This window comes from Dysgonomonas sp. UBA7710, from assembly GCF_002482385.1.
Taxonomy (GTDB): Bacteria; Bacteroidota; Bacteroidia; order Bacteroidales; family Dysgonomonadaceae; genus Dysgonomonas.
This window is the reverse complement of the sequence record NZ_DLFW01000022.1, coordinates 86,203-112,615: the sequence shown is the minus strand read 5'-3', so window position 1 is coordinate 112,615 and position 26,413 is coordinate 86,203. Positions and strand designations below refer to the sequence as shown.

The following is a 26,413-nucleotide window of genomic DNA, read 5'->3' as shown; positions in this document are numbered from 1 at the left end:
TTTTCTGCCTGAAAAACTTGTTTTAACTTAGAAATACAGTCTTTTTAGCCTTTGTGCCCTTTGTGATTTCTTTTGTGTACTTAGTGGTTAAAACTCTTTACCACAAGGGGTACAAAGATTTACACAAAGAACACTATATAAAAATCTGACAAACCTGACAACTTTTCCTGCTTTTTTACTTTTTCCCAATCTTTAAATTCTTAAACATTAAATTTTAATCCCTTCCAAATCTGTCAAAGAGCTCCGGCTATCAGCTATATATAGATAAAGTTTTCTGAAAGTGTTTAAGTGGGTAGTAAGGTATTGTATATAAAAAAAACAAGCCCCGGGTTTCGGAGCTTGCTTTATATTCTGACCTGTTGTTTAGAACTTATATCCTACTGTCAGGTAAGCGTTCATATTTTTACCGCTCGGATTAGATATTCCTGTAATATCTTCAACAGCTGCACTGTTTTTTACATTAATCAGATTACTTAAACCTAAATCATAACCCAATCCTACGACAATCTTGTTAAACTCAGCCCCAACACCAAGACCGACACCAAAATCGAATCTGTTATATTTGAAACCTAACGCCTCTTCTATGTCTTTATTGAATGCATCAATACTTATTGCGCCGGCTTTGTATTTACCACTTGCAGCATATGCTATATACGGACCGGCATGCAATACCAATTTAGTATTTTCTGCTACCTGGAATTTATATCCTATATGTACAGGCAATTTCAAATATGATAAATTTATCTTTGAATCGCCTTCTTTTGTTCCTTCAAGAGAATAGTCCAGCCCTGTCAATAAATACAGGTCCGATGCCAAAGTATAATCCAATGTTACTCCTACATTGAATCCAATTTTAGCATCTCCTTTTAGGTCTTCAGTCATATTCGAAAGATTCATCCCAGCCTTTACGCCAAAAGTAAGAGGTTTGTCTTGTGCTTGAATGCCTATAGCCAATAACAGTGTAATAATAATTAAGTTTGTTTTAAGAATTGTTTTCATAAGTTACTTTTTGTTAGTTTTTAGTTAAGATTTATAATTAATCATAAGCAAATGTATATTCTTTTTATCAAATTTAAAAACAAATAGAAAAAAAGAATATAAAAAGATGTCATATAGATTATTTCTTAATAACCGCTTAACAAAAATATTCCTTTTCAAGGAAGATAAATATGTGTGCCTGAGTTTTTTCCAATCTCATCTGCACTTGTTATCACCACTTCTTTAACACCTGCTTCGATAGATTCGAATGCGTTGTCAAGTTTAGGTATCATACCTCCTTGTATAACACCTTTGTGAACCAAATCCTTAAATTCAGCTTTGTTTAGTGACGGGATTACACTATTATCATCATTTTCGTCCATCAGCACCCCCTTCTTCTCGAAGCAATACACAAGGTTCACATCAAATACTTTAGCAAGGGCTTTTGCTGTTTCTCCGGCTATTGTGTCGGCATTGGTGTTTAATATATGGCCTTGCTTATCATGGGTGAGGGGAGCCAATATAGGTACTATTCCCTGGGATATGAGAGATGATAGTATTCCGGTATTCACTTCCTTTACATCTCCTGCAAATCCGTAATCTATATCTCTTACAGGCCTTTTTTCGGAACGGATCAGATTCATATCCGCACCTGTAAGTCCAAGGGCATTGACGTCCAGGGCTTGTAGTCCTGCGACAATATTTTTATTAACAAGGCCTCCGTAAACCATCGTTACTACCTGCAGTGTTTCTATATCCGTGATACGGCGGCCGTTTATCATGCGGCTTTCTATACCGAGGCGCTCTGCCAGTTTTGTTGCTGACCGCCCTCCGCCATGAACGAGTATTTTATATCCTTCTATTCCGGCAAAATCTTTTAGTAGTTGTTTCAGCGATTGTTCTTCTTCCACAATTTTGCCGCCGACTTTTATTATGGTTAGCTTCTCCATATATTTACTGAATGAATGTGTATAAAGATAAAACAAAAAGAGATTGTTCCAATCGAAACAATCCCTTAATAAATCTTTTCTCCGAAAGATTACTTTCTGATACCTAGTTCTTTGATGATAGCACGATATCTCTCAATATCATTATCTATCAGGTAATCAAGCAAACGGCGACGTTTACCTACAAGGCGTCTTAGAGATCTTTCAGTGTTATAATCCTTCTTATTTGACTTCAAGTGCTCAGTCAAATGCGAAATACGGTATGAAAACAATGCTATCTGGGCTTCAGGTGAGCCAGTATCAGTGTTAGACTTTCCGTGTTTTGCGAAGATTTCTTGCTTTTTAGCTGAATCTAAATACATAAGTTGTTATTTATATTATTTAACGAGGTGCAAAGATAAAACTTATTTTTTGACAGACAAACATTTAACCCGAAAATCCATCAAAAAGGCAGGTCGTCGCCACTGTCGCCGCTAAAGTCCACCGGAGGAGCAGGTTGTGCAGGTTGGCCAGCTTGTCCATATCCCTGTGCCGGAGCAGGTTGACCTGCACCTGCAGGTTCTACTTTCCATGCTCTGAGATCAGTGTACCAGTTTCCGTTATATTCGCGGCTTTCTACGTCGAAAGATACATCCAGAATATTTCCTATTTGAAGTATAGACTCATTTATTTTATCGCCCCAGAAAGTCATGCATACTTTTTTGGGATACATACCATCGGTTTCCAGAATGATGCTCTGTTTTCTCCACTCTCCGTTTTTACCCATACCTGTCTGCACAGGAAGTACTTGAATTAATTTTGCTGTTAACTGCATTATTATATTATTTTGTTGATTTTCAAAAATGAGGCATAAAGATACAAAAAAATCAATTAATTTCAACTTTCATCGAAAGGTATCTCCTGTTGCGCTTCTTCTATGGCTTGCAGTTTTTCGGCTGAGGTAATAAATTCTTTGTAATAAGAAAGAAGCATTGTGGTAAGAGGAATGGCAATTATCATACCCACTACACCCAACAGTGAACCCCATACGGAAAGGGATAAGAGAATGATTGCCGGATTCAACCCCATGGCTCTGCCCATTATCTTCGGTACCAGGAATAAATCCATGATGCATTGCACAATGACATATATCAATGCTACCAGACCCAGCATAACCCAGAAACTGTCGTGGGTCTGTGATGCCCGCAACCAGCAGAGCAGTATCGCCGGCGGGAATGTGATAACCTGAAGGTATGGTATCATATGTACAAGACCGACAAAAAGACCAAACATAATTGCCATCGGTAAACCTATAATCTGAAACCCGGTAGCATACAGCACAGCCAGAATGCAGCAGATAAAAGCCTGATGACGGAAATATTTATTCATGCTTGTTTCAACGTCCAGTGTAATGCGTCCTACTATCGGGCGATATTTGGGGGGAATGAGAAATCGCCAAAGCTCATTTATCTTATCATAGTCGAGCAATATAAATATCAGGTACAGGATAACGATAAAAACTACCGTAAGGCCAAAAAGAAAGGATATCGTACCCGAAAACAGGGACTCTACGGCAGGGCTTATATATTGGATAATCTCTACGAGGTTGTCTTTCGATAAGGTGCTTTGAAGTTCCTTGTAGTCTACATACCTGCCTATAATGTCGGCTACACTTACCGGAATACCGTTTTGGCTTATTGCCGACAGATCATAACTCGCAATAAGGTTGTTGATCTGCCATATTTCATTTTCGATAAGGGGAACCAGTATGAATCCGAGCAGCGTAAATATTCCTGCCACCGACAGCAACGTAAGCACAACGGCTATAGAGTGCGGGAGTTTTAGCTTCCTTTGATAAAACCGTACCAGCGGATTAAGCATATAAGCTAAAAGCCATGCCACGAAAAAAGGCAGTAATACATCTTTCAGTAAATACAGAAAGTAAAGGGCGGCCCCGACAGCCAGTACGCTTATCAACAAGCGGATAGTACGGTCGAAGGTAAAAGGCTTGTCGAATGGTTGTCCCATTGTCATATGCAGATGCTGTTTTAATTAATTTGATATATCTTTACAAAGATATTTTATTTTTTCTTATTTACGGTAATAATCTGTCTATGATGAAAGCAAAGGGTAGATGTTTATTAACATTCTTGGTATTAGTTCCTTATATACTGAATGCGCAGGTAAAACAAGCAGGGATACAAACTTTCCTCAATCATCAGGGGCTCAAACATGCCTCCGTCGGTATTTGCGTTAAAGACCTGTCCGGCAGGCAGCTTGCCGGATATAATGAAGATAAGGCATATACTCCCGCATCAATACTGAAGGTGGTAACCACCGCCACTGCGCTGGAAACGCTGGGCCCTGATTATAAATATCAGACTACACTGGCTGTGGATAAAGATAAACGTGATAGATTACTGGTACATGGATATGGCGATCCTACACTGGGTACCGGGCAATTGGATAATATCCCCGATGCGTTCCTGTCTCAATGGACAGATCGGATCAGGCAGAAGTTCGATTCAACAAAAAATCTGAATATTACTATCGTCGACGATTATTTCGGGTATGAAGGAGTGTCGCAACGATGGACATATCAGGATATGGGCAATTATTACGCTGCGGCAAGTTATGGTATCAGCGTCTACGATAATACCTATAAGCTCTTTTTCAATACGATGCGCCGAGATACCTGCCCGGTTATAATAAAGACCCAGCCCGAAATGAACCTGTCGTTCCGTAATACCCTTACAATGAATACTACAGGTCAGGATAACGGATATATTCACGGAGAACCTTTTTCTGTGAACAGGATTCTCTCGGGCGATATCCCCGCTGGAAGGCCGTCGTTCAGTATAAAAGGTGATATCCCTGATCCGGGCTTATATCTCGGCGAGGTACTGGCAAAGGCCTTATTTGATAAAGGTTTTAAGATAGGTTCGGTAGAAAGCGCTTACGACAGGTATTACAATCAGATGTACTCGGAAAACAGGAAGGCTTTTAATGAAGATATATTCTATCGGCACGAGTCTTTTCCATTGAAAGACATAATAAAGGATACCAATGTAAGGAGCAACAACCATTATGCGGAACATCTTATACGCACTGTAGGCCGTACAAAAACGACCGATATATACTCCTCTGCCCTGGATGCGGGAATTGACAGAACGAAAGACCTGTGGAAAACCCGGGGATTGAATATCGATGCACTTACTATGTTCGATGGAAGCGGCCTTGCTCCGTCCAACGCCGTGAGTCCTGTATTTATGTGCGACTTGCTGGTGTATATGCTGGCAAAAAGCAAATATGCCGATGTATTTCTGGAATCGTTACCCAAAGCGGGGAAAGACGGAACTGTGAGCAACCGGCTTAAAGGAACACGCCTTGCGGGAAAGATCTCGATGAAAAGTGGTAGTATCTATGGGGTACAATGCTTTGCGGGATACTATACGGACGGGGATAAGAAATATGCATTTACCGTAATGGTAAATAATTTTACGGGTTCGCGTAGCCAGGTGGTACAGGCTATAGATAAATTGTTGCTCTCAATGTTTTGAGGGTAAGTAGTAAAGAATCTATGAGGGTGTGTCTAAAGTATTTTTTACTATCTATTTACATACGCTACACTCCTGTGACCGTTGGTTGTCATGTTGAACGGAGTGAAACATCTCGTTTCTCAGGGCTGAGATCCTTCGTTGCACTCAGGATGACAAAGAGGATAGCACATTGATAGTGCTGTTCTACTTTAGACACACCTCCCTAAAGATCTCCACCAGAAAATGGTGTATTAATTTTTATTGATTCTTTATCTCACTTTTTCTTTTCGCCCGTAAGCTCTTCCATCTTATTCAAGACTGCACGGATCGGTAAATCTCTTTCCAGAATGATTCCGGTCGGTGAAATCAGGATATTGTAAGGTATTTCGCGAATGTAATAGGTGTCGAACGGTTTTGCAGCCCAACCCCCTTTTACAGGTAATATATTCCATTTTATAGTATCGGTTATGTTTTCGGCGAGAGGTACCTGTTCGGAGTCTTTCACGATGGAAATGAATTCGATATTCTTTTTTTGTTTTTTCAGTTCGTTATAGACATTGATTGCGTCTTGTTTTTCGTCGCGGCATACCTCGCATGTGGTAGCTGCAAATAGAAGAAGTACATATTTGCCTCTAAAGTCAGATAGCTGCACTGTTTTGTCCTGCATATTTTTTAGAGAAAATCCCGGAGCGTAAGCATTTACTGCCGACAACTTAACTTTATCCCTAAAACTTTTGAGTTCTCCAGTCAGTGGAAAATCCACAGCTTTGCCTTTTAGCAGAGACAGGTTTTCGTCGAGCCGCGGAATGGAGGTTTCATCCTTGAAAAATGTATTTATCAGCATTACGCTGGCTATCTTGTCGGGGTTTGCCTTCACATAAGCTGCTGCGATATTTGATAATTCGAAGTTGATATTCTTTAGTTCCACAACATAATCTTTCACCACCAGGCTGTCTTCGTTCTTGAGATTATTTTCAGCGGTATTCAATATATCGGCACGGGATTTCAGCAAGGCCTTGTTTTTATCCTTGAAACTTGTGAGATCATCGTTCACATCACCTCCTTTCACATCTATGATGTCGGGATATAAGACGTCGCCTTTAAGTTCTACTTTCCAGCCTTTATCTGCCAGAACAAAGGTGCTTTTTGTGTTCTTGTTGAAATATAATGAAAATTCTGTCAGTGTATCAATCTCGCCCCGGAAAGAGAATTCACCTTTTGGGCTGATGGCGACAGTGTCTATAAATACGGAATCTCCGGCTTCATGCGACATGAAAAAATAATCGCCAGTTACATTGTCGAGTTTTCCGGTTATTTCAAATTCTTTTGGATTTTTGCTGCATGACGTGACTATTGCGACAAGCAATAGGATAAGTCCTGTGCAGTGTAATATGTTGTATTTTAACATCTTCTCGTTTTTTAGATAAGGTCGCGGACCTATTTGTTATTTTGTTAATTAAAATATGACAAGTAGTTAGATGGAAAAATATATCATAAAATACTTTCTTATGTTTATATACTAACTTCTCATTCTTATAATTAGTAACGCAAAAGTATAACTTTTATTTCTAAAACGTTTAAAAAAATAAATTGTTCTAAAAAAAAATTAATTAATTCGCTGTGCTCTTGCTGGTTCCGGTGATCGTAGACGTCCAAAGTATCAATCTGCACATGTTAAATCAATCTGCAACATAGAAATTCACTATCTTTGTTCACTAAAAATCAGCTATAGATATGAAATTTATTAATTCCGTTTTTTTAGCCATAAGCATTTTGCTTCCAATGAAATCACACAGCCAAGAAATACCCCTGACATTAGAAGACCTGACGCCCGGAGGTAAAACGTTTAGCAAGTATCGTGCCGAAATGCCCCGTCAACTCGGTTGGCATGGAGATAAGCTGACCTACATAAAGGGTGATTCCGTGATGATTGCTCCCAATACAGACAAAGAGAAACCTCAGGTGTTACTTAGTCTTCAGGATATTAACTCGGGGATGAGGTTCGATAAAGATGAGTCACTGAAAAGCCTGAATACAATACAGTTTATTTCTCCGGAGTCAAATGATATACTGATCGCCACTCCTGACAAGATATACTTATATGACTTTGTGGCAAAAAAGATAGTGGCCACATTCCTTTCGTTAGACAAAATGAATAACCATGACTGGGCCGAAAAAAGCAGAATGCTTGCATATACAAAAGATAATAATCTGTATATACAGGACTCGGAGGGGAAAGAGACTGCTATAACAAGTGAAACCAATCCGGGTATCGTCTGCGGACAATCTGTTCACAGGAACGAGTTCGGTATAAACAAAGGTATATTCTGGTCTCCGGCAGGAAACCTTCTGGCATTTTACCGCATGGATGAAACTATGGTTACCGATTATCCGTTAGTAGATATTTCGGCGCGTATCGCCAAACTGAAAGATATAAAATATCCGATGGCTGGCATGAAAAGCCACCATGTTACAGTTGGGGTTTACAATCCTGTCACACAACAAACAGTGTATCTGAAAACAGGTACTCCTAAAGAAAAATACCTGACAAATATAGCATGGAGCCCCGATGAAAAAAGTATCTATATTGCTGAAGTTAATCGGGGACAGGATACTTGTATTGTCAAGAGTTATGACGCTGCGACGGGTAAACTGCAAACAACGCTGTTTACCGAAACTCATCCGAAATATGTGGAGCCTGAAAACCCCGTGTTATTTCTGAAAAACGACCCTTCAAAGTTCTTGTGGCAAAGTGAACGTGACGGATTCAATCATTTGTATCTTTATGATACGACCGGAAAATTATTAAAGCAAATTACTTCCGGCAAATGGGATGTTACTTCTATATTGGGATTTGACGAAAAAAGCGAGAACCTGTTCTATGTCTCTACCGAAGCAAGTCCGATAGAGAAGCATATTTATAAATTGAATCTGAAAACCGGAAAGAGAGAGCAGTTGTCGAAGGAAGAAGGTGTTCATGACGGTATGCTTAGTGCTTCGGGAAAATACATCTGCGACAGATACACTTCGCAGAATAACCCCGGAAAAGTGACGATTACAGAAACCAAATCGAATAAATCGTATGTCTATTATTCTGCTAAGGATCCGTACAGAAATGTGCAGCTGCCCGAGATAACATTGGGCAAACTGAAAGCGAATGATAATGCGACAGACTTGTATTATCGTCTGGTGAAACCGCTAAATTTCGACCCGGACAAGAAATATCCGGTCATTGTTTATGTATATGGAGGGCCTCATTCACAGATGGTGGATAACTCATGGATGGGACAGGTCAGAGGATGGGATATCTACATGGCAGAGAAAGGTTATGTGGTGTTTACGATGGACAACAGAGGTACATCGAACAGGGGAATAGATTTTGAAAATATTACGCATTGCCGGCTTGGGGTAGTGGAGACGGAAGACCAGATGACAGGTGTGGAATATCTGAAATCGTTAGCGTATGTAGATGCCGGCCGGATAGGCGTGCATGGTTGGAGTTACGGCGGATTTATGACCCTGAACCTGATGCTTCGCCATCCCGAAACATTTAAGGTAGGAGTGGCGGGAGGGCCTGTTACCGACTGGAAATACTACGAAGTGATGTATGGTGAACGTTATATGGATAGTCCTCAGGAAAATCAGGAAGGATATAAAAATTCGAGTATGGTGGAACGCGCCGGAGACCTTAAAGGCCGCCTGATGCTGATACATGGGGATGAAGACCCTACCGTAGTGATGCAACAGAGTTTGCAATTCCTGCATTCTGCCATTAAAAAGGGTACGCATCCCGATTTCTTTATATATCCGGGCCATGGACATAATATGACAGGACATGACAGGGTACACTTACATGAGCATATAACCCGTTATTTTGATGATTTTCTGAAATAGGTAATCTTTATAATACCCTTATTGACTATGCCGGAGAAAAAGGACTGCCGGATATTATTATTTGGAATAATAGATTGCCCGGCAACAAATACTGCAAGTCTGTGTGAGCGGGGATAACAATATAAATCAGCCCTGACCGGAAAAGGTCAGGGCTGATTTATTAAATATTGTATTTACTTAGGGATTTATACCTTTTATCCGTATCGGTTCGGTTGTATTCTCAACCGTTTTTCCTTGCTTATTCGTTACAGATACTGTAAACGTATACTCATCGGTATGCTCGGGTGTAGTTTCCAACATAAGATTCAAACTAAGACCGCCATGTGGCTTGTCTGCTAAATTTACAGATAACAGTTTGTCTCCGAATAATGTATGAGATCCATAGTCATTAACAATAGAATAATAATTCGGTCCGGTAACAGGCTTATACCCATTTTTTACATAGGCGCAAATATCCTCAAAGTAAATAGAAAAGATATCGTTCAAGCTACTACCTGCCGGGTGGCTACTATCTATAGCCTTGTCGCAAGTTACATTTATATACCGCAAGGTATCTGCATTAGCGTGTCTCGTACCGTCACCATACTTAGTATTATAAGACGTGTCTCCGATCTTTTCTACTAATTCATAATAGTAATCTGTATTGGAACCATACCAACCGATAAAACCTCTTCCTTGACCTCCGTATCCTATGTCTACATGAATGGAAACACCATTCTTAACATCATAAACTTCAGGTTCTTTAATATTAACATTATTAGTAATTGTATTCTTCGTCTTATCCACGGTGATGCCACTAATAACACGTACCTGAATTTCATCCAATTCAGCGAAGCCTTGGATATAAGATTTTTCATTAACAGGTGGACTAACACAACCACAATCCTTTTTATCATCACAACTAGTAATAATTAGCAGTGATAAAGCCAAACATAATACAAATAACTTTTTCATTTTATCTCCTTAAATTAGTATAAATACTCAGATTGATAATTACGGGGCGTAAAATGTCCGGCAGTAGTTTTCTGCCGGACATTTTTATAACCTTATCAAAATTTAATCTGCTCCCTTTATCCGTACCGGCTCGGTAGTCTTTTCTATCGTTTTGCCCTGCTTATTTGTTACAGATACTGTAAATGTATATTCGTCCGTATGTTCCGGAACGGCTTCTAATATAAGGTCTATGTCAATACCTATATGCGGCTTTTCAACCAGATTGACGGATGATAATCTATCGCCAAACAAAGTATACGGATATTCATAATATTCATTAACAATGGAAAAATATTTAGAGCCTGTTACGGGTTTATATCCATTCTTAACCAAGGCACAGATGTCGAGAAAATAAATTGAAAAAAGATCGTTCAGGCTACAGCCTGCCGGATGGCTGTCGTCCATAGGTTTGTCGCATATAATGGTTATAACCTGTAAAGTATCTGCATTAGCCCATGTTATACCACTATTTGGATACTTATTATAAGATATATCCCCTATTCTTTCTACCAATTTATTGTAGTAGTCCGCATTGGAATTATCCCATGTTATGGCTCCTCTTCCTTTTCCTCCGTCTCCAATAAATACTCCGATACTTAGTCCATTTTCACTACCGTAAGTAATTGTATTCTTCGCTTTATCTACTTTAGCACCAGTTCCGATAGACAATTGAATTTCTCCCAATTCAGAGAAACCTTGTATATAAGATTTTTCATTAACGGGTGCAGTGTCACAACCACATTCGTTTTTATCACAACTAGTAATGATTAGCAACGATAGAACCGAACCTAATACAAATAACTTTTTCATTTTATCTCCTTAAATTAGTATAAATACTCAGATTGATAATTACGGGGCGTAAAATGTCCGGCAGTAGTTTTCTGCCGGACATTTTTATAACCTTATCAAAATTTAATCTGCTCCCTTTATCCGTACCGGTTCGGTAGTCTTTTCTATCGTTTTGCCCTGCTTATTCGTTACAAATACCGTAAACGTATACTCATCGGTATGTTCCGGTATAGTATCTAATACAAGGTATAGTTTAGTTCCGATATATGGCTTTTCAATCAAATTTACAGACGACAATTGCGATCCAAACAAGGATAACGGATATCCTTCTGGTGTTCCACCATCTAAAGAATAATAATTGAGGCCTGTTACGGATTTATATCCGTTCTTAACTATTGCATAAGGGTCTTTCACATAGATTGAAAAAATATCGTTCAGGCTACTGCCCGCTGGATGGACCTCATCCAGTGATTTATCGCATATGATATTAATAGACCGCAAGGTATCTGCATTAGCGTACATGTCATAGCCATAGCGGTGTACAGTTTCTGAATTAAAAGATGTATCCCCTATCTTTTCCACCAGTTCGTAATAATAATTAACATAGAGATTATTTTTCCCCCAATCTATTAGTCCTTTACCAATTCCTTCAACTCCAATATTTATCACAACGCCTATCCCATCTGTAATTTCATATATTTTAGGCGCATCGAAACTTGTGGACATAAGGTTGACTATCTTTTTCTTTTTGTCTATTTTAACCCCGCTTATCGGGCTTACATGAATATCTTCCAATTCAAAGAAACCTTGAATATAAGATTTTTCATTGGCTGGTACAGAAAAGGGTCCCGGAGGTTCTATATATGTACATCCAGTTACTCCGAACAATAATAAAGCCGAATATAATGTAGATAACTTTTTCATTTTATCTCCTTAAATTAGTATAAGTACTCAGAAGGTATTGAAAATTATTGGTTGTTCCTTCTTCTGCCGAACTTTTTGTATCGGAAAAAGCAACAGGGTCTTGAGTTGCATCAAATACCCCGCTGGCATAATATCCGTTTTTATCACCTCCCCAGCCCCAGTTGACATGTACAAGGTCACGGTAAATATAACTGATGACCGGTTGGGTTCCTCTGGCTATTGCACCTGTACTCTTAGAGACAACAATGGTTTCCATTCTCTGCTTCTGCTGAACATATCCATCGTAATTCCATGCATGCCCTTCTTTATAAGTCGTAGAGGTTGTTATTAGCCCCAATAACTTATTCTTTACTTTTAAGCTGTATCCTTCGGCATAAGCTATTCGTCTGAAATCCAATGAGCTTTTTACGCGATAAAAGTCATAACCGGATTTTTCGCCTCCCTCAAAACCAAGCGACTTCAACCAGTTTATAGCATCATCAGAATTGGCGCCACTGGTTTCGCATCCATAACTCATTCCCACATGTACACCTATCCGTTCCATCAGCCTTGCAACATTATCTTTTACTGCCTCATCAGCCTCGCTCAAATAGCCTCTCCATTTATTATAAAATAGAATACGTCTGCCATAATCATGTGTATATTTTGTCATTTCCGTCCAGTTCATACTATACCCGTCTATAGAAGTCGGATACCCCCAGTAAGCCATTATCTGTGCGGTTGCTACTGCTACACAGCCGACACAAGGCGCATTCCCGTTACAACCTTTTGACTTTGTATATTTATTGTATAAATCTGAATTACCATTTCCTTGATTCCATTCCACAACCAATAATGGAGCAACTATACTTACGCTTTCCCAAGGACCAATGCTTCTGGTGACAGTTTCCGTGCCGTAAGAACCTCGGTCGCCACTACCATCGCCTCTTCCGGCTTTCAGTATATTTTCCAGTTCTTCAACCGACAGCTTGCTTAAAATCTCCTGTGTCAGGGAATCCTTCCATGCTTCTGCTTTTTCAATCGACTGTGCGATATAGGTTTCGGCATTTTCCAAAAACAAACCCAGCCCCGGATTATCGGTATATGTCCCCAGTTCCCCGCTTTCCGTATAAGCCAGGATCTGGTCTGGAACCCTTATATCCGCCGATACGATGGCAAAGCCCTCTTCATTCTCAAAATTAAATACATAGGCGACGGTATCGGCAACTTCACCCGACGATTTTGTCCCGTTCGCTTTCGGAATGGTCAGCGCCAAAGAATTTTTGACAGTTTTTGCTCTGCCCGATTTGGTCAATCCTGAAAAAGAGTTTGCGATTTCGATTGCTTTGTTCATGGCTTCCGCCTCCGTTATTTTCGGAGAGCCATTCTCCATTTCGGCGAGCAACCTGAGTTCTTCGGGAGAAAAGGTAATTTCTTCCGTTGCCACATCCTTGTTTACCGGGGAGTCTTCATCTTTGCAACTTCCAAAAAAGAATAAAAGTGTCGCGAACGCAACTAAAAAACGGTTAACTTTCATAAAGCGTGTTATTATATTAGCCGATAGTTCCCCAATCAGCATTATAGTTTGAAAAAGAGGTATGGAAACTGTGTAACTTTATCCTGCTCATTTATTTTATGCACTAAATTAAACAAGGATAACTTTACAAATACCTCTTAGAATCTTTTGATAAAGCCATGTCCTGACAACTGCATAATAAACTATATTTTATACAAGAATACGGCCCGATTTTGTAGTTTTTTTGAATTTCCCTGACAAGGATATAAATAAGGAGTATTTTTAACTTTTTTTAATATGAATCAGTGTTTGGAAATTTTATCTATATGTGTAGCTATTAGCTAATAGTTTTTTGAAGTATTGATTGGCCCCTCCAACCTCCCCAAGGGGAGGCTACAAAGAGGGTAAAAAGTAATAGGTAGAAAAAGTGTTACCTTTGTTACCTTTTAATAAGTAGTAAGTTGAAAGTTATATGAGATACGAGTAGACAAGACACAAGATACAAGTTGTTAACTGAGAATGCTGTTACTTTTTAACTATAGAGGGTTAAAAGAAGTGAAATTAGTTGCAAGGAAGAAATATAAAAATGACTTATTGCCTTTTCTTAGACTATTATCTATGTATGAGAAATTAAAAGTGACTGATAATAAGCCGGAAGAAGACTTTGTTGTTAACTGTAAAATGTGTTACCTTTGTTACCTTTTAGAGTCGAATTAGAAATCGGCGGAGCCAGAATGAAAGGTTGAAAATAGAAATAGAAAAATTCCGGCTATTGCTATTTCACAGAGCTGAAGGACAAAAGTTATCAGCTGAAAAAGATAATACAGAAATAGCTAAAAAAGTGTCAACTTTGTCAGCTTTTAACAAAAGAATATATTATCCGGATTGGAATAAGTAAAAGAAAGTATTGCACACAACATTATTAATCATAATTGGTTGTTGTTGCAGATAAAAAAGTGATAAATAGGTCTGGGACCTTAAAATAATTATGTATAAAATAAGTAAACAATTTTCGTTTTCCGCTTCACATATACTCGGTGGATTGCCTGCCGGACATCCTTGTTCACGGCTGCACGGGCACAATTACGTAATTACTGTACATCTGCGGGCAAAAGGATTAGACAATGTAGGTTTTATTAAAGATTACAGGGAACTTGATAGTGTGAAACGGTATATTGATGATACACTCGATCACAGGCATCTGAATGATATATTGCCATTCAATCCGACGGCCGAGAATATGGCGAAATACCTGTATGATATTTTCAAAAAGGATATCCCCGAACTGTATGCGGTAGAAGTATCAGAAACCCCTAAAACAACAGCCATCTATGAAGCTGATAGTGAATGAGATTTTCTATTCGCTGCAAGGTGAAGGGGGGCGTACGGGTGAAGCGTCTGTATTTATCAGGCTCACAAAGTGCAATCTGGCTTGTAGTTTTTGCGATACGGATTTTGCCGATGGTGACGAAATGAGTGTGGACGAAATACTGGAAGCTATCAGTGTCTATCCATGCAAGTGGATAATATGGACCGGTGGCGAACCTACAATCCAGTTAAAGGATGAACATTTGGCTGTTTTTCGCGAACACGGATATAAGCAGGCAATAGAGACAAACGGTACGCGAAGGGTGCCTTCATTGATAGATTATATCACCTGTAGCCCTAAGCAGGACTATGAAACAATAAAGAACCGGATTCCTTTTGTCCATGAGATCCGTATGCCTATACAGGCCGGAGATCCGGTGCCGGATATTTCGATATTTCCACAAGCCGATAATTACTTTTTGAGTCCGGTCTTTGATGCGGATAAAATCAATGCGGAAAATGTCGCCTATTGCGTGGATCTCATAAAACAACATCCTCAATGGCGGCTCAGTCTGCAAACGCACAAACTGATACATATTGAATAGTAGGAATGGAAAAATTTGAACTCGATATATTAGGTTGTGGCTCGGCCACACCTACAACCTTACACAATCCTTCTTCTCAGGTATTGAATATCAGGGAAAAATTATTTATGATAGATTGCGGAGAGGGAACCCAGCTGCAATTTAGACGTAGCAAGCTGCGTTTTGGTCGTCTTAATCATATATTTATCTCACATCTGCACGGAGATCATTGTTTTGGTCTGATCGGATTAATATCTACATTGGGGCTTCTGGGACGGACAGGCGCTCTTGTTATACATACTGTTGCCGGACTTGAAAATACACTTCGCCCTGAAATCGACTTTTTCTGTAAGGACAACCCGTTCGAGGTCAAAATAGAGGTGTTCAATCCGAAAGTAAGTGAAATAATCTACGAAGACAGGTCTGTTTCTGTGAAGACGATACCGCTCGTGCACAGGGTGCCTTGTGCCGGATTCCTTTTTCAGGAGAAGCAGAAAGAGGCGCATCTGCTACCAGATATGATTAAATTTTACAATATACCGATAAGGGAGTTGGCAAAAATAAAAAAGGGAGCTGATTTTGTTACGGAAGAAGGTAAAGTTGTGCCTCATGAAAGACTGACAATTCTGGCGGAACCTCCGCGTTCCTATGCTTACTGCTCCGATACGGCTTATAGTGAGAAGATTATCCCCCTTGTAGAAGGCGTGGATCTGCTATACCATGAAGCGACATTCGCTGATACGGATAAGCCCCGCGCTAAAGAAACAGGCCATTCGACAGCCCGGCAAGCCGCGCAAATAGCAAAGATGGCTAATGTGAAGAAATTGATGCTAGGCCATTTTTCGGCACGGTATCCCGATAATAATATTTTACTGGAAGAAGCCAGGGTGGTATTTCCGAACACTGTACTAGCTAACGAAGGACTTCGTGAAAAATTGTGAAAGCTCTTATTTTTTTTACTCTTTTTATTCTTTTATAAGGTTTAATACCTATATTTGTGAATATTAGGAATAATAGATACATGGTAAATTTGAGAAACATACTATTCCTTATATTGTTTGGTGGGGCCATTTTCTCTACAAATGCGGGAGAAATGGATTTTCCGTCAAACATTTTTGCATCCGAGCCTCAGCAGACTACAGATAAAACAATGAATCTGATTGTTGAAGTGAATGGTGGTACTGTCAGGATTCCGTTAGAGAATGTTCCTACATCGGGCTATCTTGAGGTATACAGTATTTTGGGGGTAAAAGTTACCAGTGTCAACCTGAAGACATGTATTGGAACCTGCCCTCTCGAATTACCCAAAGGGCTTTATATAATAAAGGCGGGAAAAGTAGCACAGAAGATAGTTGTCAGATGACAGAAGATACGATATAATAGGGAGAGTCATTCGGAAGAGTGGCTTTTTTATTCAGTGGGTCACAGCCTATTTAGTGAGTGATACCTCCACTTCCATAATGCCGCCCCAAGGATCGCCCGCCATCATATTTTCATGGATAGATAGTTTGCATATTCCATCGGAAGGTATGCCGTAGCTCAGACTCCGGTCGAAAGGACCATCCATGCTACCGTCAGGAAGTGTTATTTGCGAGAATCTAATATTCGCAAGCGAGTCTGTAGAATATAGCAGGGCGGTAATCTTTTTATAGCCTTTGGATTCGAATTCGACATAAATGACCTGCTTCTTTTTCTTCTGTATCGCTATTTTACCTTTTCCGTTGATTACACTCAGGCGGATAATCCCATCATTGGATGGAATCATTGCCGGACTGTTTTCTATGTTCTCTGCCGGTTTATCGATACCGGCTTCCAGGCTGTCTTTCTTTGTAGGGAAAGAGCATGCAGAGGAAAGGAAACAGCTTGCGATTATGGCTATGATTGATCTGATCATAAAAATAATAATATAAAGATTTCAATTGCAGGTGCTGATATTAAGATAACAATGCCTAAATGACAATTGTTTGTAGATCGATATAAAAAAGGATAATCTTGCTGAGATTACCCTTTATAATTAGCCATTTTTGATTTGGTCAAAACTGATACATGAAGCCAACAGATACAACGAACTGTGAATAGTTTTTTATGAAAGCCTCTTTCGCTTCAATCTGGATAAATGTATTGTCAGTCAGGGAAACCTGTCCTCCGAGACCTAAATTCAGCCCTATACGGTCATTTGAATATTTAGGACCATCGAAATTAGACCTGCCCGGATCGTATGTCCAGCGGGTTAAATTCAATCCGGCAAGAGGATATAATGACACTGTTTCCGAGACGCCGAAGACATAATGTCCGTCAGCATTGATTCCGAATGCGCTAAGGTTATGCCTGTCTATATAGTATTTATACTCGGCGGTTCCTCTCAGATGGCTGGTAAAACCATATTGCGCCCGCAGGCCTATTCCTAATGATTCTACTTCCGAGCCATAATTTAGATTTCCTGCGAATGAGAGTTTTCCGGTCTGGTCTTGAGATGAAGCCGTAATTATTGCAGAGAAACAAATAGTTAAGATAATTAGAATTTTCTTCATAGGCATTCTATTTGTGTATTATTAATTAGTTTCGTAAGCAAAGATACGAATTTTTGAAAGAAGGGAGGGTAGTTATTGCTTCTTGTCAGAGGAATATGGCGCACCATCTGTCGAATTGCCGGACAGAGGCTTCACCGAACTTGGACAGGCTTTGCCGCACTTTTTCTATCGGACGTTCTTCTCCCAAGCGGGTTTTAGAGAAGAAACAATCCGCAAAACATATCAATTTCTCTTCAATGCTCACGGGACGCATATCTCGGTGAGGCAGAGGAAGTTTGTTCTCTATAATTTCCTCAAGAGACAATCCTGTACCGGTATGTCTTTCACAAACAAGCGCATGCAGGGGATAGCCCGACTTTTCTACAATTTCACGCCCGAGATATCCGTGTGCTAGATAAGGTTCTATTCCGAAGCACTTTATAGACGGCGCATTTGTCATAAAGATGCCGATGTCGTGAAGCATGCCTGCCTCACTTACAAACTTACTGTCGATATTCAGCTCCGGATGATTTGCCGCTATGGATAAAGCCTTGTTGGTAACATCGGTACTGTGTTGTACCAGGATATTGTACAGTTCCGAGTCTTTTATATAATATTTTTCGATTATAGCTAATGTATTCATACTGCATCAGGTCTTTTTCGTATAAAAATAAGTAAGTTTGTAAAACGGCTTTTCACTTTAAAAAACAGTCAGATAAATGAAAAAGTTTTATATATTTTTCCTTACCCTCATAAGTCTCACTTCAAATATAACGGTTTTTACTCAAACACTGTCATTAGGTGCGGACAGAATTGATGTTTTATTACCTGCTATCAAAGATAAAAAAATTGCTTTAATAGTTAATCAAACTTCAGTATTATCTAACGGAACACATCTGTTAGATACACTTTTATCTCACAAGATACGTATAACCAAGATCTTTGCTCCCGAACATGGTTTCCGGGGAAATGCAGATGCGGGGGAAAAGATTGTGGACGGTAAAGATGCTAAGACCGGAACCCCTGTCATCTCCCTATATGGAAAAAATTATAAACCGACGGCAGACCAGTTGAAAGATACGGATATACTTATTTTCGACATACAGGATGTTGGAGCACGTTTTTATACATATATCAGTACGATGCACTATGTGATGGAAGCATGTGCCGAGAACGGGAAAGAGTGTATTATTCTGGATCGTCCCAATCCGAATGACTATATCGACGGGCCTGTTTTAGACTTAAAATATAAGTCATTCGTGGGTATGCATCCGATTCCGGTATTGCATGGACTCACAGTGGGAGAATTAGCCCGGATGATAAACGGTGAAGGCTGGCTGAAAGGTGGGACAAAATCTGATCTGAAAGTGATTACAATGACGGGGTGGAAACATGGATTTTCGTATATTCTTCCCGTAAAGCCATCGCCTAATCTGCCAAATGCCTGGGCAATAGGTTTATATCCGTCTCTCTGTTTTTTTGAAGCTACAAATGTAAGTGTCGGGCGTGGCACTGATTTTCCTTTTCAAGTGGTGGGAGCTCCTGATCCGAAATATGGAAAATTTTCTTTTACTCCACGGCCGAATGATGGGAATAAAAGCCCATTGAATGTAAATAAGGTCTGCTATGGTCTCGATTTGAGAAATTATGAACATCATCGGAGATTGGATTTGAAGTTCCTGATCGACTTTTATAAAAAATCAGGGCAGGGCACGGCATTTTTTACAAATCCTAAATTTATGGATTTGCTGGCAGGGACGAATGTGTTAAGATTGCAGATCGTTAAGGGTATGTCGGCGGAGGATATTTATAAAACATGGGAAAAAGACCTTGCAAGGTACAGAACAATGCGGGAAAAGTATTTGTTGTATGCAGATGAATAACTACATCATAAAATAAGAGTATGGCTGATAACGATAACAGATGTCCGCTTTGCGGAAAAAACACAAACGAGGGTGAAACTTTTTGTGGCGACTGTCAGGAAATTGCTCAAAATGCATATCCGGAGGAATTATTGTCTAATAAAAGAGATTCAGAACCGATGTCCGGAGAAGAGGAGAAAGCTGATCCGGATATAGAAAATGAGAATCCGTCTTATGAAGAAAAGGTAATAGATAAAAGTATAGAGGAGAATTTGCAGAGGGTTTCCCTTTCGAGAAGCAATAAGACGTTGTTTATTTTTGTTGCTGTAGGGTTAGTATTTATGCTGTTGCTAGGTGTAGTAGGTCTTTTTATGAAGAACAAAGATGAGGAGGCGACAGAATCTGCATATTGGAGTAAATGCATTGAGGAAAATACGCCTTTAAGTTATTCCAAATATCTGGTTCATTATCCCGAAGGAAGTTACAGTGGAGAGGCTCAGAGTAAAATAATGGAACTACGGGAGAAGGAACGGGAAGAATGGGAGGCTCTTCGCAAATCAGGCAATATAGATGCTCTCTTTTCTTTCTTGTCCGATCATCCGCAGACCCCATATGAAAGGCAAATAAAGCATGTCGTGGATTCGTTAGGTTGGCTTCAGGCAATGGAACAGAATACGGCGGATGCTTACCAGGCTTACCTCGACAATGTAAAAATAGGACGGTTTACGGGAGAATATCAGGATATGGCGGAAGGAAGACTCGATTATCTGATTCAGCTAAAGGCTGTTGAGGGTGATGAGTTGAAGGATGTAGAGAAAGTATTGTCCGGCTTTTTTAAAGCCCTTTCGTCGGGGAATAATAAAGATATACAAAAGCATTCGGCATCTGTGTTGCTTAAATTTTTTGGTAAGGAGAATCAACTTAGTACAGTGATTGCGGATTCCCTGAAGGCAGATTTTAAAGTAAAGAAGATAAATAGCGTATCTTATGTATTACCTCCTAATCTGCCGGAGATTATTAAGGATAATAAAAGCATTTATTTTGCCACGCTACCTATAAAGGTTGAAACTACATTTGCCGACAGGAAAAAAAAGAAGCAAAGCTCAGAGCATATCTTCAATATAGAACTAGATGGGGAGAAACGAATCCGGTCGGTATATATGAAAGGGAAGTAATCGTTTTATGAAAGCTCTAAACCGAATTCGTCTTTCAACCGGCGGAGGCTTTCGTTCTCTTCCATCATCAGATTGAATTTTTCTGCTGGTGTGAAGGCAAGCTTCTTTTCATTGTCCTCACTTATACGGACTTGCATTTTTATATGGGTATTGCGAAGTTGTGTTCTCAATTTCACCAGAATATCCATTCTGTGCTCCAGCAATCGCTGTTCCTGTACAGGGTTATTTACTACAACCTCAAATAATGTATTTTCTATGAGATTTGGCAAGCAATTGAGCATTGTGTTCTTCAGATGATGCTCTTCTGTCAGGGCTTCGGCAAATGTTTTCCATTCATTGATGAGTTGCAGGGGGCTGAACCGTTCATTTAAGGATTCAACCTTCTCTTCCACTTTAGCCTCCACTTCTTTTTTCTGTCCAAAGGCTGAAATGGAGATTCCTAATTCACCGGGATATATGGGTTTTGGAGCGCTTGCGGTTGTTGTATTACCTGCTGCTTGTGGCGTGCTTGGTATATTCCTTGTTACGGGAGCTGTGGCAGGCCGGCTGTTTTGGGGAAGCGTTACAGGCTGGTTTGTTGCAGGAGCCTGTTTGGCTTCTTGCTTCGAAAATATGGGATCAATTACCTGCTTTTTTTTTTGATCTTCCAATCCTGTCTGAGGGGAAGATAGTTGGCATAGCCTTATGACGGTCAGATCGGAGAGTAACCGTTTATTCCGGCTTAGCCTGTAATTGAGGTCACTTTCGTTTACTATATCTATTGCCTTGTAGAGAAATTCGTTATTACATTTCCTTGCGGTCTCAATGTATCTGTCGCGGATAGAAGCACCGACCTCAAACAATTCAGCGGTTTTCGGGTCTTTGCATAGGAGTAGGTCTCTGAAATGAGACGCAATGCCTGTGATGACATTATTCCCATCAAATCCTTTGCTTAGTATCTCGTTTAATATGAGCAGCCCATCCACGACATTATTGGCAAGTATGCAGTCGGTAAGTCTGAAATAGTATTCATAATCCAGTACATTCAGATTTTCTATGACCGCCTTGTATGTTACATTTCCTCCGGTGAAACTAACTACCTGGTCAAAAATAGATAATGCATCGCGCATTCCTCCATCGGCTTTTTGAGCAAGTACATTCAAGGCTTCCGGTTCAGTCTGTACATTTTCCTGAGACGCTACATACTGGAGATGTTCGACAGTATCTTTTATTGTAATACGACTAAAATCGTATATCTGACAGCGGGATAAAATAGTAGGCAAGATTTTATGCTTCTCCGTTGTTGCAAGGATAAAGATAGCATGATGCGGAGGTTCTTCCAATGTTTTAAGGAAAGCATTGAAAGCTGCTTGTGAGAGCATGTGTACCTCGTCGATAATATATACCTTGTATTTTCCTATTTGGGGAGGTATGCGCACCTGCTCTATCAATGAACGGATATCGTCCACCGAGTTGTTGGATGCGGCATCGAGTTCATGGATATTAAAAGAGCGCTGTTCGTTGAATGCAATACAGGATTCGCATTGATTGCATGCTTCGCCGTCAGCTGCGGGTGAAAGACAATTGATAGTTTTAGCAAATATACGGGCACAGGTTGTTTTTCCTACTCCACGCGGGCCACAGAAAAGATAGGCATGTGCCAGTTTTCCTGAAGCAATCGCATTTTTGAGAGTAGTGGTCAATGCGCGTTGCCCGACAACCGAGTTGAAGGTCATAGGGCGGTACTTACGTGCTGAAACTATATAGTTATCCATCTCAATTTCTTCTTTAGCAGGACAAAGCTATGAAAAAAAACGGAAAGAAAAAAGCTAAAATTTACCCGAAAGCATTAACTTAAAAATTGTATGTTTGTTCTGAATTTCCGGGTCTTCTCCAGGCTTATATGATCTTATTTATATCAAAAATTCCATTTTTTGCATATAAAGCATTGTTATTAGAAAAATAATTATACCTTTGTACCCGCTAACGCAATTAGCTACGCGGATGTGGCGTAATTGGTAGCCGCGCCAGACTTAGGATCTGGTGCCGTGAGGCGTGGGGGTTCGAGTCCCTTCATCCGCACTGAGCCGAAAGGCAAAACAAAGTAAATCCTTGAAAATCAGCTGGTTTTCAAGGATTTTTTTATTCCCTGAAATTTGCTCAAAAAGCAAAAAAATGCGGTTATGTATCGAGAATTGGAGCTAGATGGTAAATCTATTACTGCCCAACTTCTCAAAGATATGTATCTCGGAAATCACAAAGCTGAAGAAATTGGAAAAACTTTAGTCGAAGGACATTCCGATTATAACGAGCGATGCCATAAACTACTTGGCATAGAATCTTCACAGTCTACAATCTATAAATTCGATACTTCTCTAAAATATCTGAAAGAGTTTATGTCAACAGAGATAAGTATTGAGGATATTCCACTAAAGGATATTAACGAAGATTATATCCGCAAATATGAACTCTATTTGAAAACCGAAAAAGGCTGTGCAAACAATTTTTGTGTAATATCCCACTCCTGGAAATACCAGGATGCTGTTAGAAAAATATTCAAATGATAAAGGATGTGAAATCTTTACGGAGGGAAAGAACAATTTATGGCTGAAATATCGCCCGAAGAAAAATGAGTTGTTGGCGCGTGTTAAACTGCTGCCCGAAGCAATCGCCTTAATTGAAAAGTGTGATGAGAACCGTGAAATGTTGTTTCCGATACAACCCTCTGCTACCTAGGCTCCAATACGAAAGTTTTGACCTCATTTAATCCAAACTGAGCTAAATTTCGCATACCGTATTCAGACTATTTACTGGGAAAAAGAAGGAGTTGAGAAGCAAAATAAAGTTTATTTGACAATAGGTAAAAGATATATCTGGGTTTAAAACCACTAAAGGTATGGAATCATTACCTTATATTTTTTAAGCTGGTAATTGATATTTGCCTGATTGTAATATAATATGGCTGTAGATTAAATTGTCAATTTTTTTATATGATATTTTATTAGCCCTTTCATGGGACTCTCCACAACAGAATCTACATAAATCCCAATACTCTGTGCGACATCCCTGAGTATAGTTGAGTACATTTTCGCTATTGGCCCAACAAAACGAATCGGATAATTACAATAGTCTTCATACTGAAATACATTTCTTTCCAGAAACACTTTCATATTGTCACACACTAACTTATATATATACGGATGGCTTATATTTTCATACAGAAAATAAGAAATAACAGATAATATTTTATTGGGAAATTGAGTAGTATAAAGATAGTCAACTATTCCATCTGGATCTATCTTGTTTTTTTTATAAAACAATTTTATAAGTTCTTTAGGTGCTATATTTTGCAGGCAATCGGCCAAAAACAATTTACCTAAAGTAGTTCCACTACCTTCATCACCTAGCATATATCCAAGAGACCTCACCTTTTTAACAATAGATGTCCCGTCATAAAAACAAGAGTTTGATTCCGTATCGAGAATACAGGCTATACCGGCTTTATCCTGAAACAACGAACGGGCAACACCATCCAGGTTATTTTCTACAATTGCTGGAGTTTTTAATTGTGTTTCGAGAGGTGTTTTCACCATATTCTTCATCTTTGACGAAGAGCAACCGGTACCATAAAAATATATCTTATCCACTTTAGTTGTGAAAAATACCTGCGGAAGTTGTAATCGCAAAATACGACTAATTTCTATCCTGCTCTGGAAGAGAGGATTGATTCCATCAGACACGAACGATTCTATGACTCCCTGTCTACAGATAAGTGCCCATTCCGTTTTTAAAGAATAACTTTGTGCTAATAAAATCACGTGTATATATGTATTTCTTAATACCAAAATAAAGAACTAATTGTTGGAATCAAAAGAGAATCCAAATCAAGGAATATATGTAATGCTATTTTTCATCATATTTTATATTCGGTTACAATCAATAATTATACTATGAATTATTATTCTCGAAACAAATATATATATTTCCACATATCAACATCTAAAAAATAAGATAATAGACCTATTAATTAACTTAAATTAATGATAAGATACATAAATTAAATATTTATATATGCTTTTAATCAAAAGGAGGGTATAAATAAAAAAGATGTACATAATTTCAATTAAAAATATAATTATCAGATATATAAATGTATTTATGCAAGCTTAAATCATCAAAATATTTTATTAAATTATGTATCTTATCATTAATATTAGTTAATATTAGAATCCAAATCTAGGTTTGTTATATTGTATTTATATATTTGCAATAATCTAATTGAAAAACAAAAAAAATATAAATCTAAATATTTAATATAAAAATCATTCTTATTAAATAATAGTCATATAGATTTAATTAATCAACAATCAACACACTATCGGCATAGGGCCAGTAAAATGAGCAACAGTACCAAATATTACTAAAATACCCTATTAGAAGTAATATTTTCAATTTAGATAAGAAACACACTAAACAATCTTAAATATAAAAACATGGCTGTGATTGGTATAGACTTAGGAGGAACTAAAATAATCAGTGCAATCTTTGATAGAGAAGGAAACATTCTCTGCAAAACATCTCATCTGTTAGAAAACCGAATAGGTAAAGAAGTAGGGCAATTAGTATTACAAACAATAGATGAACTAATTACAATGTCAGAGAAAGAGATAAATGACATTGAATCATTAGGTATATGCGTGCCCGGAATAGCCGATAGCAAGACCGGATTGGTATGGGCACCCAATATAGAAGAATGGGAAAACTATCCGTTACAAAAAGAAATAGAAGAGTATATCAATAATGACAATATTAAGATAAGTATAGCAAGCGACAGAACATGCTATATATTAGGCGAAACATGGAAAGGGGCGGCCCAAAATGCAAAAAATGCAGTATTCATTGCTGTTGGAACAGGTATTGGAATGGGACTGTTGATAGATGGAAAAATAGTTCACGGACATGGGGATGTAGTAGGTTCTGCAGGATGGTTTGCTCTGGAAACTCCTTACTTCGATGAGTATGAGAGATATGGATGCCTCGAAAGCTATGCTTCGGGTGATGGCATAGCACGTCATACAAAGAAGTTGTTGAAAGAGGGTTTATTATTCAGGGAGAGTACATTATATAAGAAAGAAATGGAGACTATAACAGCTAAAGATGTATTCGAAGCATATAGTAGAGGAGACTCATTAGCAAAATTTATTATAGGTAAAGCTATCATTTTGTGGTCTATGGCTGCAGCTAATATGGTAAGCTTACTAAACCCCGAAATAATAGTATGGGGGGGCGGTGTATTTGGACCTGCAGCCCAATTATTAGAACGTATTTATGACGAAGCCTGCAGATGGGCTCAGCCAGTTGCAATAAATCAGGTTAAATTCGAGAAGTCGCAACTCATGGGTGATGCAGGGTTATATGGAGCCGGACATCTGGCGCTATTATCTTTAGATAACTAAA

General features: G+C 39.0%; 25 protein-coding genes and 1 tRNA gene. 11 read left to right on the top strand and 15 right to left on the bottom strand.

The window, feature by feature from the left end; translation table 11 throughout:
• Positions 1–363: 363 nt before the first annotated feature.
• The 5 genes from B3317_RS06880 to B3317_RS06860 form a co-directional block, all read right to left on the bottom strand.
• Positions 364–999 (bottom strand): porin family protein, encoded by a 636-nt coding sequence (locus B3317_RS06880; protein WP_291109970.1) that lies wholly within the window; start codon positions 997–999, stop codon positions 364–366.
• A 155-nt stretch (positions 1,000–1,154) separates the two neighbouring features.
• Complete coding sequence (gene argB, locus B3317_RS06875; protein WP_291109968.1) at positions 1,155–1,928, bottom strand: acetylglutamate kinase; 774 nt, start codon at positions 1,926–1,928, stop codon at positions 1,155–1,157.
• Positions 1,929–2,017: 89 nt separating this feature from the next.
• Positions 2,018–2,287: a 30S ribosomal protein S15 gene (gene rpsO / locus B3317_RS06870; protein WP_029903098.1), complete on the bottom strand. Its 270-nt coding sequence runs from the start codon at positions 2,285–2,287 to the stop codon at positions 2,018–2,020.
• 80 nt (positions 2,288–2,367) lie between these two features.
• Positions 2,368–2,739, bottom strand: a complete 372-nt coding sequence (locus B3317_RS06865; RefSeq protein ID WP_291109963.1) for a DUF3127 domain-containing protein — start codon at positions 2,737–2,739, stop codon at positions 2,368–2,370.
• Positions 2,740–2,801: 62 nt separating this feature from the next.
• Complete coding sequence (locus B3317_RS06860) at positions 2,802–3,938, bottom strand: AI-2E family transporter (protein WP_291109961.1); 1,137 nt, start codon at positions 3,936–3,938, stop codon at positions 2,802–2,804.
• An 80-nt stretch (positions 3,939–4,018) separates the two neighbouring features.
• Here B3317_RS06860 and dacB point away from each other — a divergent pair, with 80 nt between their 5' ends.
• On the top strand, positions 4,019–5,464 hold the full coding sequence (gene dacB, locus B3317_RS06855) for a D-alanyl-D-alanine carboxypeptidase/D-alanyl-D-alanine endopeptidase (protein WP_291109959.1): 1,446 nt from the start codon (positions 4,019–4,021) through the stop codon (positions 5,462–5,464).
• A gap of 253 nt (positions 5,465–5,717) precedes the next feature.
• Here dacB and B3317_RS06850 read toward each other — a convergent pair whose 3' ends face one another.
• On the bottom strand, positions 5,718–6,851 hold the full coding sequence (locus B3317_RS06850) for a TlpA disulfide reductase family protein (protein WP_291109957.1): 1,134 nt from the start codon (positions 6,849–6,851) through the stop codon (positions 5,718–5,720).
• Between the two features lie 326 nt (positions 6,852–7,177).
• Here B3317_RS06850 and B3317_RS06845 point away from each other — a divergent pair, with 326 nt between their 5' ends.
• The gene (locus B3317_RS06845) at positions 7,178–9,337 is read left to right on the top strand and encodes a S9 family peptidase (RefSeq protein WP_291109956.1); all 2,160 of its coding nucleotides are present in this window, start codon (positions 7,178–7,180) and stop codon (positions 9,335–9,337) included.
• Between the two features lie 177 nt (positions 9,338–9,514).
• On the opposite strand, the gene B3317_RS06840 is transcribed toward B3317_RS06845, so the two are convergent.
• The 4 genes from B3317_RS06840 to B3317_RS06825 all read right to left on the bottom strand — a co-directional run bounded on the left by B3317_RS06840 (position 9,515) and on the right by B3317_RS06825 (position 13,559).
• Positions 9,515–10,162 carry a hypothetical protein gene (locus tag B3317_RS06840; protein ID WP_291109954.1) on the bottom strand — a complete coding sequence of 216 codons (648 nt, stop codon included), beginning with the start codon at positions 10,160–10,162 and terminating at the stop codon, positions 9,515–9,517.
• Positions 10,163–10,393: 231 nt separating this feature from the next.
• Positions 10,394–11,140 (bottom strand): hypothetical protein, encoded by a 747-nt coding sequence (locus tag B3317_RS06835; RefSeq protein WP_291109952.1) that lies wholly within the window; start codon positions 11,138–11,140, stop codon positions 10,394–10,396.
• A gap of 102 nt (positions 11,141–11,242) precedes the next feature.
• On the bottom strand, positions 11,243–12,043 hold the full coding sequence (locus tag B3317_RS06830) for a hypothetical protein (RefSeq protein ID WP_291109950.1): 801 nt from the start codon (positions 12,041–12,043) through the stop codon (positions 11,243–11,245).
• Position 12,044: 1 nt separating this feature from the next.
• A complete protein-coding gene (locus B3317_RS06825; RefSeq protein ID WP_291109948.1) occupies positions 12,045–13,559 on the bottom strand; it encodes a C10 family peptidase in 1,515 nt (504 codons plus the stop codon).
• 967 nt (positions 13,560–14,526) lie between these two features.
• On the opposite strand from B3317_RS06825, the gene queD reads away from it, so the two are divergent.
• The 4 genes from queD to B3317_RS06805 all read left to right on the top strand — a co-directional run bounded on the left by queD (position 14,527) and on the right by B3317_RS06805 (position 16,793).
• Complete coding sequence (queD, locus tag B3317_RS06820; RefSeq protein WP_291109946.1) at positions 14,527–14,889, top strand: 6-carboxytetrahydropterin synthase QueD; 363 nt, start codon at positions 14,527–14,529, stop codon at positions 14,887–14,889.
• Positions 14,870–15,451: a 7-carboxy-7-deazaguanine synthase QueE gene (locus B3317_RS06815; RefSeq protein WP_291109943.1), complete on the top strand. Its 582-nt coding sequence runs from the start codon at positions 14,870–14,872 to the stop codon at positions 15,449–15,451. Before queD ends, B3317_RS06815 begins: the two co-directional genes overlap by 20 nt.
• A 5-nt stretch (positions 15,452–15,456) precedes the next feature.
• Positions 15,457–16,371 (top strand): ribonuclease Z, encoded by a 915-nt coding sequence (locus B3317_RS06810; protein ID WP_291109940.1) that lies wholly within the window; start codon positions 15,457–15,459, stop codon positions 16,369–16,371.
• Positions 16,372–16,451: 80 nt separating this feature from the next.
• Positions 16,452–16,793 (top strand): T9SS C-terminal target domain-containing protein, encoded by a 342-nt coding sequence (locus B3317_RS06805; protein WP_291109938.1) that lies wholly within the window; start codon positions 16,452–16,454, stop codon positions 16,791–16,793.
• A gap of 66 nt (positions 16,794–16,859) precedes the next feature.
• Here the strand turns inward: B3317_RS06805 and B3317_RS06800 are convergent, their stop codons facing one another.
• The 3 genes from B3317_RS06800 to B3317_RS06790 all read right to left on the bottom strand — a co-directional run bounded on the left by B3317_RS06800 (position 16,860) and on the right by B3317_RS06790 (position 18,583).
• On the bottom strand, positions 16,860–17,324 hold the full coding sequence (locus tag B3317_RS06800) for a hypothetical protein (protein ID WP_291109936.1): 465 nt from the start codon (positions 17,322–17,324) through the stop codon (positions 16,860–16,862).
• A gap of 139 nt (positions 17,325–17,463) precedes the next feature.
• Positions 17,464–17,961: an outer membrane beta-barrel protein gene (locus B3317_RS06795; RefSeq protein WP_291109934.1), complete on the bottom strand. Its 498-nt coding sequence runs from the start codon at positions 17,959–17,961 to the stop codon at positions 17,464–17,466.
• An 85-nt stretch (positions 17,962–18,046) separates the two neighbouring features.
• Positions 18,047–18,583 (bottom strand): HDIG domain-containing metalloprotein, encoded by a 537-nt coding sequence (locus B3317_RS06790; protein ID WP_291109933.1) that lies wholly within the window; start codon positions 18,581–18,583, stop codon positions 18,047–18,049.
• Positions 18,584–18,659: 76 nt separating this feature from the next.
• Here B3317_RS06790 and B3317_RS06785 point away from each other — a divergent pair, with 76 nt between their 5' ends.
• On the top strand, positions 18,660–19,823 hold the full coding sequence (locus B3317_RS06785) for an exo-beta-N-acetylmuramidase NamZ family protein (RefSeq protein WP_291109931.1): 1,164 nt from the start codon (positions 18,660–18,662) through the stop codon (positions 19,821–19,823).
• A 20-nt stretch (positions 19,824–19,843) separates the two neighbouring features.
• Positions 19,844–20,977: a hypothetical protein gene (locus tag B3317_RS06780; protein ID WP_291109929.1), complete on the top strand. Its 1,134-nt coding sequence runs from the start codon at positions 19,844–19,846 to the stop codon at positions 20,975–20,977.
• A 5-nt stretch (positions 20,978–20,982) separates the two neighbouring features.
• Here B3317_RS06780 and B3317_RS06775 read toward each other — a convergent pair whose 3' ends face one another.
• Positions 20,983–22,731 (bottom strand): DNA polymerase III subunit gamma/tau, encoded by a 1,749-nt coding sequence (locus B3317_RS06775; protein WP_291109927.1) that lies wholly within the window; start codon positions 22,729–22,731, stop codon positions 20,983–20,985.
• A 225-nt stretch (positions 22,732–22,956) separates the two neighbouring features.
• On the opposite strand from B3317_RS06775, the gene B3317_RS06770 reads away from it, so the two are divergent.
• Together B3317_RS06770 and B3317_RS06765 are read left to right on the top strand one after the other, a co-directional pair.
• Positions 22,957–23,038 (top strand) — tRNA-Leu (locus B3317_RS06770).
• Between the two features lie 101 nt (positions 23,039–23,139).
• Positions 23,140–23,520, top strand: coding sequence for a phage integrase SAM-like domain-containing protein (locus tag B3317_RS06765; RefSeq protein WP_291109925.1), 381 nt, complete (start codon positions 23,140–23,142; stop codon positions 23,518–23,520).
• Positions 23,521–23,925: 405 nt separating this feature from the next.
• Here the strand turns inward: B3317_RS06765 and B3317_RS06755 are convergent, their stop codons facing one another.
• Entirely contained in the window at positions 23,926–24,774 is an 849-nt protein-coding gene (locus B3317_RS06755) for a hypothetical protein (protein ID WP_291109923.1), read from the bottom strand.
• 675 nt (positions 24,775–25,449) lie between these two features.
• Here B3317_RS06755 and B3317_RS06750 point away from each other — a divergent pair.
• Positions 25,450–26,412 (top strand): ROK family protein, encoded by a 963-nt coding sequence (locus tag B3317_RS06750; RefSeq protein ID WP_291109921.1) that lies wholly within the window; start codon positions 25,450–25,452, stop codon positions 26,410–26,412.
• Position 26,413 lies beyond the last annotated feature (1 nt).